This window comes from Micromonospora sp. MP36, from assembly GCF_008119785.1.
Classification (GTDB): Bacteria; Actinomycetota; Actinomycetes; order Mycobacteriales; family Micromonosporaceae; genus Micromonospora.
This window is the reverse complement of sequence record NZ_VSFA01000168.1, coordinates 1-9,918: the sequence shown is the minus strand read 5'-3', so window position 1 is coordinate 9,918 and position 9,918 is coordinate 1. Positions and strand designations below refer to the sequence as shown.

Sequence of the window (9,918 nt, the reverse complement as noted above, 5' to 3'; positions counted from 1 at the left end):
CGTGAACCTTCTCGGCAGCAGGAGGAGGAGGAATGGGGGAGCGGCATCCCGCGCTCGCGCGGCTGGACGTGCTCGTCGGGCGGTGGACGGTGCGGCCGAAGGTCGAGGGCCTCGGCGCCGCGTGGACGGACGTCACCTGGGTCGACGGCGGCCAGTACCTGCGGATGTTCAGCGACGCGGAGCCCCTGCCGGACACTGCGCCGCAGGCGTGGCGGGACAACGTGCCGTTCCCCACCACGCAACTCGTCGGCCTCGACGACGCCGACGAGGAGTTCACCGTGCTGTACGCGGACGCGCGCGGCGTGCACCGGGTCTACCGGATGACGTTCGCCGACGGTCTCTGGCGGATGTGGCGCGACGCGCCCGGCTTCCACCAGCGGTTCACCGGGACGCTCAGCGCCGACGGCGACACCATCGACGCGCGCTGGGAGCGGTCTGCGGACGGCACCGACTGGGCCCTCGACTTCGAGTTGACCTACCGCCGGGCCGGCTGACCGGGCTCAGCCGGCCCGAGCGACGACGATCAGCTCGCCGTCGTCGCTCGCGCCGACCGGCTCGCCGGCCCAGCCGCCGTACACCCGCTCGACGGTGAAGCCGGCGTCGGCGAGGGACGCCCGCAGTTCCGCCTCGGTCCGGAAGCGCAGCGTGCCGGGGCTGCTCAGCTCGACGCCGTCCGGCCACCGGTAGTGGTGGACGTAGCTGACCAGGCCGTCGCGTACCTCGGTCAGCTCGGTCCGGGCGTCGACCACCGCGCCGTCGGGCAGGGTGAGTCGGCGGCGGGACGCGCTCGGGGTCCAGCGTTCCCACCGGCGGGCCGCCGGGTCGCGCGAGTCGAACGCCAGCGCACCGCCGTCCACCAGGGCCCGCCGCAGGTCGGCGAGGGTGCCGGCCCACTCCTCGTCGCCTCGGATCTCCTGCGCCACGTGGCTGGTCATCAGGGCCACCCCGTACGCGGCGTCGGGCAGGTCGGCGGAGGTGCCCTCGATCCAGGTGACCCGGTCGGCGCCCGACTTGGCGCGGGCCGCGGCCAGCGACGCCGGCTGCGGCTCGACCCCGGTGACGTCGTGGCCGGCGGCGGCCAGCGCCAGGGTCAGCCGCCCGGTCCCGCAGCCCAGGTCGAGCACGCGGGCCGCGGGCGCCGCGCCGACGAGACCAAGGAAGAAGTCGTCGTCGCGCCCCCACCGGTTCTCCACGTCATAGAGCGCTGCCAGCCGCCGGTCCATGACCGATCAGGGTAGGCGTCAGGAGATGTGGTGGAGGATCACGTTGTGCACGTGGTGGCTCTTCTGCGCGCCCCGGAACTCGACCTCGTAGGTCTGCGCGCCGACGTGGATGGCGATCGCCCCGGTGGAGAAGAAGGAACCGCCCCAGGACTTGTTGCTCACCACGCTGACGCTGGTGATCTTCGAGTACGGGATGCTAGTGATGGCGTACCGCTTGCCGATGAAGGACCGGTCCTGGATGATCACGCGGCGGTCGGTGAGGCCGATGAACCCGGTGCCGGAGCCGACCGCGTCGTACACGGCGATGATCTGTTCGCCGGCCAGGAGCCCGCTCTGGATCTGCTGGAACTGTTCCTTGCGGTCGTACGTCGGGGTGGTCATGCACCCGACGGTAGGTGGCGGGTGCCAGCCGGCTCAGGAGCCGGTCACCGCCCTGACGGCGTCCTCGATGCGGGCCGCCAACAGCACCTCGCCCTCGGTCAGCGGCTCGTCGTCGCCGTGGCCCACCCGGATCTGCGTACGGTCGGCGCGGCGACTGATCTCGGGGCGTAGCCGTAGCGCGTCCGCGACCACCTTGACCCGCTCGGTCAGCGCCGCGTGCTGAGTGTCGTCCAGGACGAGCGTCCGTCGGATCTGCTCACCCTCCCGGGTCCACCCGGACAGCAGGGCGAGCGCGTCGCTGAGGTAGTCGTGCTTTGCCCGGCTGCGGAAAAGCACGCGCATCACCGTACCTCCCAGGCGTCGTTGCCGGCTTGTGGCCAAATCGTCGCCATCCCGTGTCCCAGTCGACGCCCTCTAGTTTGTCGTCGCACGGATCGTGTGTCCACGCCCACACTTCCGTGTTCTGTTGGCCTGACGGTGCGGCTCAGGTACCCAAACCGCCGATTGATCTGGCACCCTGGACGCCCGTGCGGACCGAACGGGTTAGCGGGAACGGGCAGGGCGGGCGCGAGCCGAAGGTGGTCGTCGGGGCGGCGATCATCGCCGACGGCAGGGTCCTGGCCTGCGAGCGCGCCGCGCCCGTTGAGGTGGCCGGCCGCTGGGAGTTCCCCGGCGGCAAGGTCGAGCCGGGGGAGGACGAGATCGCCGCGCTGGTCCGCGAGTGCGCCGAGGAGCTCGGCGTACGCGTGGAGATCGGCGCACGGGTCGGCCGGGACGTCCGGATGGCCCACGGCCGTTCCGTCCTCCGGGTGTACGTGGCCCGCCTCCTCCATGATGACCAGCCGAAAGCCCTGGAGCACTCCGCGCTGCGCTGGCTCTCCGCCGCCGAACTCGACACGGTCGCCTGGCTCCCCGCCGACGCGCCGATCGTCGCCGCCCTGCGCCCCCTGCTCACCGCCTGACCCGCTCCCGCGCCACCCGGCCTGCGCCCGGGCGAGGTCGCTCTTCGCCGCGGTCGCCGGCGCCCGGCACCGCTCGTCGATCATGAAGTCGTTGTCGCGACACGTGCTCGCGGACTACCACTTCATGCCACGCGGCGACGGGGTCCGGCGGTCGGCCGGGAAGCGGACAGCGGGGCGGAAACGGGACGGGGGCCGGCGGCATGTGCCGCGGCCCCCGTCGTCGTTGTCGTGCTGCTCAGTGCTTCGGCTGGTCCTGCTGCGGGTGAGCGAAGTTGAGGTGCTCCGGCGGCAGCGGGAAGGTGACGTCGTCACCGAACGGCGACGGCGCGGCGGCCTTGTCGAAGGTCAGCTCGGTCAGCGGCAGCTTGCCGTTGGCGTCGAGCGGAGGGGCGGTCGGGTGCGGCACCTGGCGGTGCCAGTTGACGCCCTTCTGCGCCTGCGCCTCGGATCGCGCGTCGTGCGACCCGCCGGCGTGCGAGTGCACCCCGCTCTGGGCGGAGCCCGCGCCGCTGTGGTGCTCGCTGGTCACGCTGGTCTGAGGCACCTGACCCCTCCGGAAGATCTTGCTACCAAGCCACACGAGGGGATCGTACCTGCGGTCGACGACCCGCTCCTTCATGGGGATGATCCCGTTGTCGGTGATCTTGATGTGCTCGGGGCAGACCTCGGTGCAGCACTTGGTGATGTTGCAGAAGCCGAGTCCCATCTCGGACTGCGCGTACTCCTTGCGGTCGGTCTTCGCGTCGAGCGGGTGCATGTCCAGCTCGGCGGCCCGGATGAAGAACCGGGGACCGGAGAAGGCCGGCTTGTTCTCCTCGTGGTCACGGATCACGTGGCAGACGTTCTGGCACAGGTAGCACTCGATGCACTTGCGGAACTCCTGCGAGCGCTCGACGTCGACCTGCTGCATCCGGTACTCGCCGGGAGCCACGTCGGCCGGCGGCGCGAACGCCGGGGTCTCACGGGCCTTCTCGTAGTTGAACGAGACGTCGGTGACCAGGTCCCGGATGACCGGGAACGTCCGCAGCGGCGTGACCGTCACGGTCTCGTCGTCCTCGAACGTCGACATCCGGGTCATGCAGCTCAGCCGCGGCTTGCCGTTGATCTCCATCGAGCAGGAGCCGCACTTGCCGGCCTTGCAGTTCCACCGGCACGCCAGGTCCGGCGCGTCGGTGGCCTGCAGCCGGTGGATGACGTCGAGGACGACCTCGCCCTCGTTGACCTCGACGGCGTAGTCCTGGAGGTCGCCGCCGCTCTCGTCGCCCCGCCAGATGCGGAACTGTCGCTTGGTGCCCATTACTTGCCCGCCTCCTCGGTGAGGGCGTCGAACTCGGCGAGTTCCTCGTCGGTCAGGTATTTGGCCAGCTCCGCCCGGTCGAACAGGCTGATCAGCTCCGGGCGCATCTTCGGCAGCGGCTTGCGCTCCAGCCGGACCGCGTCGCCGTCCAGCGAGCAGACCAGGTTCACCCGCCGCCATTTCGCGTCCATCTGCGGGAAGTCCTCCCGGGTGTGCCCGCCGCGCGACTCCTGCCGCTCCAGCGCGGCCTTCGCGGTGCACTCCGAGACCACCAGCATGTTGCGCAGGTCCAGCGCCAGGTGCCAGCCCGGGTTGTAGCGGCGGCCGCCGGCCGCACTCACCTTGGCCACCCGCTCGCGCAGCTGCGCCAGCTTGCCCAGCGCGTCGACCAGCTCGCCTTCCCGCCGGATGATGCCGACCAGCTCGCCCATCACCGCCTGGAGGTCCTGCTGGAGGACGTACGGGCTCTCCCCGGTGTCGCGCTGCAGCGGCGCCAGCGCCGTCTCCACCGCGGCCTCCACCGCCGCCACCGAGATCTTCGGGCGCGTGGGGAGCTGGTCGGTGTACGAGGCGGCGTGGCCGCCCGCCCGCTTGCCGAAGACCAGCAGGTCGGACAGCGAGTTGCCGCCGAGCCGGTTGGAGCCGTGCATGCCGCCGGACACCTCACCAGCGGCGAAGAGCCCGCGTACGCTGCCCGCCGCCGCACCGGAGTCCGGGTCCACCTCGACGCCGCCCATCACGTAGTGGCAGGTCGGGCCGACCTCCATCGGCTCCTTGGTGATGTCGACGTCGGCCAGCTCCTTGAACTGGTGGTGCATCGACGGCAGGCGGCGGCGGATCTCCTCCGCCGGCAGCCGGGAGGCGATGTCCAGATAGACACCGCCGGCCGGGGTGCCCCGACCGGCCTTGACCTCGCTGTTGATGGCCCGGGCCACCTCGTCCCGGGGGAGCAGCTCGGGCGGACGCCGGTTGTTGTCCGGGTCCTTGTACCAGCGGTCCGCCTCCGCCTCGTTGTCCGCGTACTGCTTGCGGAACACGTCCGGCACGTAGTCGAACATGAACCGCTTGCCCTCGGAGTTCTTCAGCACCCCACCGTCGCCGCGGACCGACTCGGTGACCAGGATGCCCTTCACCGAGGGCGGCCAGACCATGCCGGTCGGGTGGAACTGGAGGAACTCCATGTTGATCAGGGTCGCCCCGGCGCGCAGCGCCAGCGCGTGACCGTCCCCGGTGTACTCCCAGGAGTTCGAGGTGACCTTGTAGGAGCGGCCCACGCCGCCGGTGGCCAGCACCACGGCCGGCGCCTCGAACAGGATGAACTCGCCGGATTCGCGGTAGTAGCCGAACGCGCCCGCGACCCGGTCGCCGTCGAGCAGCAGCTCGGTGATGGTGGTCTCGGCGAAGACCCTGATCCGGGCCTCGTAGTCGCCGAGCTCCCGCTTGTCCTCCTGCTGCAGGGAGACGATCTTCTGCTGGAGGGTCCGGATCAGCTCCAGGCCGGTCCGGTCGCCGACGTGCGCCAGCCGGGGATACTCGTGCCCGCCGAAGTTGCGCTGGGAGATCTTCCCGTCCTTCGTCCGGTCGAAGAGCGCCCCGTACGTCTCCAGCTCCCAGATCCGCTGCGGCGACTCCTTGGCGTGCAGCTCGGCCATCCGGAAGTTGTTGAGGAACTTGCCGCCGCGCATGGTGTCGCGGAAGTGCACCTGCCAGTTGTCCCGGGGGTTCACGTTCCCCATCGCGGCCGCGGCGCCGCCCTCGGCCATCACCGTGTGCGCCTTGCCGAAGAGCGACTTCGAGATGATCGCGGTCTTCTTGCCGGCGAGCCGGGCCTCGATCGCCGCGCGCAGGCCGGCGCCACCGGCCCCGATCACGACGACGTCGTAGTGGTGTCGTTCGATTCGCGTCTCAGTCATGTCCAGGGCCTCTAGTTGATGAACCGCAGGTCGTCGAACCAGTGGGCGGCCACCGCCATGACGTAGAAGTCGGTCAGGGCGAGGGTGCCGAGGGTGATCCAGGCGAGCTGCATGTGCCGGACGTTCAGCCAGGAGACGAAGGTCCAGGCGCGGTAGCGCAGCGGGTGCTTCGAGAAGTGCTTGAGCCGCCCGCCGATGATGTGCCGGCAGGAGTGGCAGGAGATGGTGTACGCCCAGAGCATCACCACGTTGGCCAGCAGGATCAGGTTGCCGAGCCCGAAGCCGAAGCCCTTGGGGGAGTGGAAGGCGTAGATGGCGTCGTAGGTGTTGATGATCGAGATGATCGCGGCGGCGTAGAAGAAGTAGCGGTGCAGGTTCTGCCCGAGCAGCGGGAAGCGGGTCTCCCCGCTGTACGCCTGGTGCCCGTCCGGGACCGCACAGGCCGGCGGCGTGAGCCAGAACGACCGGTAGTAGGCCTTGCGGTAGTAGTAGCAGGTCAACCGGAACAGCAGCAGGAACGGCAGGGTCAGCGCCGCGTCCGGGATGATCCACCAGCCCGGCAGGAAGGTGCCGATGTGCGCGGAGTTCTCGACGCACCGGTCGGTCACACAGGGGGAGTAGAACGGTGTCAGGTAGTGGAACTCCTCGACCCAGTACCACTTGTGCATGAAGACCCGGACCGTCGCGTAGATGACCCAGGCGCTGAGCCCGACGACGGTGATCAGTGGCGCAAACCACCAGCGGTCGGTTCGCAACGTCTTCGCCGCGATCGCGGCGCGTGCCCGCGTCCCCCGCGGCCTCGTTGCCGTTGATGTCATTCGAGTCGTCTCCCTGACGGCGCCCTCGCGGGGGCGCGGATCACCTTCCATACCGGTCAGCGGACCGGGTGAGACCGCATCCACTGCCACGTCTTGCGCACGCATGCGACCGCGCCGACGAACCGGCGCAGCTAAGTGACACACGTTACGCCGATCTTCGCGGCCCGGCCGCGCAACGCAGTGTCCCGTGTGTCCCGCACGATGGAAAGACCCGAACCATGATCAATATTTGTTCGGGTGCCGCGGACCGGGCCGGCGGCTCCCTCCGTCCACCGTCACCGACCATCCGCGACCGAGCCGTCCGGCGGTCAGCCGGACGCGCCGCCGGTGAAGTGCCACGACGCCAGCCGCAGCGGCGGCGCCTCCCACCAGACGCCGTCGGTCCGGTCGGGCTGGCGGACCGCCAGCCGCCCCAGGCCGAGCACCCGGCCTGGTCCGAGGGCTCGGGGGTACGACTCGGTGAAGCGGAAGTCGCGGACCGCCCGGGTCGGCACCCCGTCCTCGACCAGCCAGACCCCGTTTCGGGTCAACCCGGTGATGACCAGCTGTTTCGGGTCGAGCACCCGGGTGTACCAGAAGTCGCTGACCAGCAACCCGCGTTGCACCCCGGCGACCAGCGCCGCCGTGTCCGGGTCGGCCACCGCCCCGCCGGCCGGCCCGCCGACGGGGGCCGGGCTGTCACCACCGACCGTGCGGGCGGCGGCGGGAAGCAGGCGGAGGTTGCGCGGGATCGGGCCGAAGGTGGACGCGCCGGGCATCCCGTGCCCGGTGGACGTCACCCCCGACTCGGCGCCGCTGCGCCGGTCGTGCGTCACCGCCCTGGTGGTGCCCGCGTCAACCAGGGTCAGTGCGTGCCGCGGGGTGCCCTCCAGGTCGTACGGCAGGGCCGAGCCGTGCAGCGGGTCGTCCACCAGCGTCACGGCCGGGTCGAACTGAGGGGCGCCCAACTCGGCGAAGGATTGCCGCTCGGCGTACCGCTTGCCGTTGAAGCCGAACCACGAGAGGTTCTGGAGCAGGTCGGCGACGGCGGCCGGCTCGAGCACCACCTCGTACCGCCCCGGGGGCAGCTCGACCGGGTCCGCGGCGGCCCGCGCCTTCGCCGCCGCCCGGGCGCCGAGCGCGGCACCGTCGAGGTCGACGAGCCGGTCGGCGCAGCGCCGGGCCACCCCGTCCGCCCCGCCGGTACGCGCGATGCCGTCCATCGCCGCCTCTGCCGTGCGACCCGACGCGGAGTGGCCGGCCGAGTTGGCGAACGCCCCCGACCGGTACGCCGTCCGGCAGTAGCCGGCCGCCTCCAGCCCGCCGACCGCGTCCACGAAGTCGCGCACCCGGGCGGCCCGCTCGTCGGGCTCCGCGAACGCCGTGGCCTCGTCGAAGACCGCGCCGGTCGGGACCGGCGACGGCGGGGCCAGCCCCGGCCAGGCCGGGTCAGGCGGGCAGAGCCGGGCCGCCGCCAGGGTCCGCTCGACCAGCGCGGTCAGCCCGTCGGGGTCGACCAGGCTGCCGCTGCCGGCGGCCGTCCGTCCGTCGACGTGCAGCCGCAGCCGCACCGCCGTGCCCGACTCGGCGACGTTCTGGTGGATGAACGAGTTCGCGAACCGGGTCAGCGCCAGGTCGGCGCGGGTCACCGTGACCTCGGCCTGCGCGTCCGGCCCGGCGAGCCGGCGGGCCAGCTCGATGACCTGACCGGCGATGTCCAGCTCGCTCATGCCCGTACCCCCACCCGGACGTTGCGGAAGCGGGCCGGTGCGGCCGGATGGCCGGTGTGCCCGACCTGGCCGGGCTGGCCCTTGCCGCAGTTCGGCGTGCCCCACGGGACGATCTCCGAGGAGAGCATGTCCATCGAGCGCCAGAAGACCGGCCCGATCCCGGTGTAGGTGGGATTGCGCAGCATCCGGCCCCGCCGGCCCTTCTTCACCTCCCAACCGACCTCGCAGCCGAACTGGAAGTTCAGCCGCTTGTCGTCGATCGACCAGGAGCGGTTGAGGTCCATCAGCACCCCGTCGTCGGTGGCCTCGATGATCTCGTCGAGGGTGTGCGGGCCCGGTTCCAGGCCCACGTTGGTCATCCGCACCATCGGCAGCCGCGCCCAGCCGTCCGCGCGTACGCTGCCGCCGTATCGCAGGCCGGCGACGGCGGCCGAGTCGCGGCCGGCGAGCACCCCCACCCAACGCCCCGCGCGGACCGCGTCCCGCTTGACCGCCGGGGAACCCTCATCGTCGAAGCCGAAGCTGCCCAGCGCGCCGGGGATGGTCGGGTCGATGGTGATGTTCATCAGCTCGGAGCCGTAGCGCAGCGCGCCGAGCCGGGTCAGGTCCAGCCAGGACGTCCCGGCGAAGGCGGCCTCCCAGCCGAGGATCCGGTCCAGCTCGATGGCGTGGCCCACCGACTCGTGGATCTGCAGGGCGAGCTGCTCGCCGCCGAGGATCAGGTCGGTCTCGCCGGCTGGGCACTCGGGGGCGGTGAGCAGCTCCCGGGACTCCTCGGCGATCCGGGCGGCGTGCCCGGGCAGGTCGAGCGAGGTGACCAGCTCCCAGCCGGTGGTGCCGTACTGCCCCCGGTAGCTCGGGTAGGACCGCCGCTGGGTCTCACCGTCGCCGATCGAGGTCGCCGAGATGCCGCCGCCGCACTCGCGGATGCGCTGGTCGATCCGGTGCCCCTCGCTGGAGACGAACCACTTGGCGGTGTCCCAGATCTGGTAGAGCCCCTCGGCCAGGTCGGCGCCGTGCGCGCGCATCGTCTCCGTGGCGCGGACGAGCAGGTCGCCCTTGTCGGAGAGCGGGACGCCGAGCGGGTCCACCTCGCACCCGGAGGCCCAGCTCGCGACGGTGGCCTCGACGGGGACCAGGTCGATCGGCGGGCCGGGGACGCGCGCGCTCGCGGTGGCGATCGCCGCGGCGCGCCGCCCGGCGTCGCCGGCCGCGGCATCCGACAGATCGGGTACGGCGTGGAAGCCCCAGCTCGACCCGACCAGCGCCCGGACGCCCAGCCCGATGCTCTCGTCCTGGGTCAGCTCCTCGATGGCGCCGTTGCGGGCCGACATCGACTCGTAGCGCCGGTGCATCACGCGGGCGTCCGCGTACCGGGCTCCCGCGTCGAGGGCGGCCTGGACGGCGGCGCTCGCCGCGTCGAACTCGGTCATGACGGCACTTCGCTGCGCTCAGTGCCGTCATGAGGCACCACCGGACTGCGTTGATGATTCGCTCGCTGGCGCTCGCTCATGCGCCCGACCCTAGGCGAGCGCACCCACGTCCGTCAGCCAAGCAGCCGCCGCGGGCTCGCGATGGGCCCGGCGTGTCGGCCAGCGGCGGACGTGAATCTCCT

General features: G+C 71.6%; 10 protein-coding genes. 2 read left to right on the top strand and 8 right to left on the bottom strand.

Features of this window, described 5'->3' with window-relative positions; translation table 11 throughout:
• Positions 1 to 32 precede the first annotated feature (32 nt).
• Positions 33 to 494 (top strand): hypothetical protein, encoded by a 462-nt coding sequence (locus FXF52_RS38920; RefSeq protein WP_148804669.1) that lies wholly within the window; start codon positions 33 to 35, stop codon positions 492 to 494.
• Positions 495 to 500: 6 nt separating this feature from the next.
• Here the strand turns inward: FXF52_RS38920 and FXF52_RS38915 are convergent, their stop codons facing one another.
• Genes FXF52_RS38915 through FXF52_RS38905 form a run of 3 tightly spaced genes read right to left on the bottom strand, consistent with a single transcriptional unit; the run spans position 501 to position 1,946 of the window.
• Complete coding sequence (locus FXF52_RS38915) at positions 501 to 1,223, bottom strand: class I SAM-dependent methyltransferase (RefSeq protein WP_148804668.1); 723 nt, start codon at positions 1,221 to 1,223, stop codon at positions 501 to 503.
• An 18-nt stretch (positions 1,224 to 1,241) separates the two neighbouring features.
• Positions 1,242 to 1,604, bottom strand: coding sequence for a PH domain-containing protein (locus FXF52_RS38910; RefSeq protein ID WP_148804667.1), 363 nt, complete (start codon positions 1,602 to 1,604; stop codon positions 1,242 to 1,244).
• Positions 1,605 to 1,637: 33 nt separating this feature from the next.
• Positions 1,638 to 1,946: a 4a-hydroxytetrahydrobiopterin dehydratase gene (locus tag FXF52_RS38905; protein ID WP_148804666.1), complete on the bottom strand. Its 309-nt coding sequence runs from the start codon at positions 1,944 to 1,946 to the stop codon at positions 1,638 to 1,640.
• 185 nt (positions 1,947 to 2,131) lie between these two features.
• On the opposite strand from FXF52_RS38905, the gene FXF52_RS38900 reads away from it, so the two are divergent.
• Entirely contained in the window at positions 2,132 to 2,566 is a 435-nt protein-coding gene (locus FXF52_RS38900; protein ID WP_187413979.1) for a (deoxy)nucleoside triphosphate pyrophosphohydrolase, read from the top strand.
• Between the two features lie 235 nt (positions 2,567 to 2,801).
• On the opposite strand, the gene FXF52_RS38895 is transcribed toward FXF52_RS38900, so the two are convergent.
• The 5 genes from FXF52_RS38895 to FXF52_RS38875 form a co-directional block, all read right to left on the bottom strand.
• Complete coding sequence (locus tag FXF52_RS38895) at positions 2,802 to 3,863, bottom strand: succinate dehydrogenase/fumarate reductase iron-sulfur subunit (RefSeq protein ID WP_148804665.1); 1,062 nt, start codon at positions 3,861 to 3,863, stop codon at positions 2,802 to 2,804.
• Positions 3,863 to 5,776 carry a fumarate reductase/succinate dehydrogenase flavoprotein subunit gene (locus FXF52_RS38890; protein WP_148804664.1) on the bottom strand — a complete coding sequence of 638 codons (1,914 nt, stop codon included), beginning with the start codon at positions 5,774 to 5,776 and terminating at the stop codon, positions 3,863 to 3,865. The genes FXF52_RS38895 and FXF52_RS38890 overlap by 1 nt, the downstream gene beginning before the upstream one ends.
• 11 nt (positions 5,777 to 5,787) lie before the next feature.
• Positions 5,788 to 6,594, bottom strand: a complete 807-nt coding sequence (locus FXF52_RS38885) for a hypothetical protein (RefSeq protein WP_148804663.1) — start codon at positions 6,592 to 6,594, stop codon at positions 5,788 to 5,790.
• Between the two features lie 308 nt (positions 6,595 to 6,902).
• Positions 6,903 to 8,303 carry a TldD/PmbA family protein gene (locus FXF52_RS38880; RefSeq protein WP_148804662.1) on the bottom strand — a complete coding sequence of 467 codons (1,401 nt, stop codon included), beginning with the start codon at positions 8,301 to 8,303 and terminating at the stop codon, positions 6,903 to 6,905.
• Positions 8,300 to 9,736 carry a TldD/PmbA family protein gene (locus FXF52_RS38875; RefSeq protein ID WP_148804661.1) on the bottom strand — a complete coding sequence of 479 codons (1,437 nt, stop codon included), beginning with the start codon at positions 9,734 to 9,736 and terminating at the stop codon, positions 8,300 to 8,302. The genes FXF52_RS38880 and FXF52_RS38875 overlap by 4 nt, the downstream gene beginning before the upstream one ends.
• Positions 9,737 to 9,918: the final 182 nt, after the last annotated feature.

Excerpts from the sequence above, each read along its gene's own strand:
- FXF52_RS38920 (WP_148804669.1), top strand. The coding sequence starts at position 33 with ATGGGGGAGCGGCATCCCGCGCTCGCGCGGCTGGACGTGCTCGTCGGG.
- FXF52_RS38915 (WP_148804668.1), bottom strand. The coding sequence starts at position 1,223 with ATGGACCGGCGGCTGGCAGCGCTCTATGACGTGGAGAACCGGTGGGGG.
- FXF52_RS38910 (WP_148804667.1), bottom strand. The coding sequence starts at position 1,604 with ATGACCACCCCGACGTACGACCGCAAGGAACAGTTCCAGCAGATCCAG.
- FXF52_RS38880 (WP_148804662.1), bottom strand. The coding sequence starts at position 8,303 with ATGAGCGAGCTGGACATCGCCGGTCAGGTCATCGAGCTGGCCCGCCGG.
- FXF52_RS38895 (WP_148804665.1), bottom strand. The coding sequence starts at position 3,863 with ATGGGCACCAAGCGACAGTTCCGCATCTGGCGGGGCGACGAGAGCGGC.
- FXF52_RS38885 (WP_148804663.1), bottom strand. The coding sequence starts at position 6,594 with ATGACATCAACGGCAACGAGGCCGCGGGGGACGCGGGCACGCGCCGCG.
- FXF52_RS38890 (WP_148804664.1), bottom strand. The coding sequence starts at position 5,776 with ATGACTGAGACGCGAATCGAACGACACCACTACGACGTCGTCGTGATC.
- FXF52_RS38875 (WP_148804661.1), bottom strand. The coding sequence starts at position 9,736 with ATGACCGAGTTCGACGCGGCGAGCGCCGCCGTCCAGGCCGCCCTCGAC.
- FXF52_RS38905 (WP_148804666.1), bottom strand. The coding sequence starts at position 1,946 with ATGCGCGTGCTTTTCCGCAGCCGGGCAAAGCACGACTACCTCAGCGAC.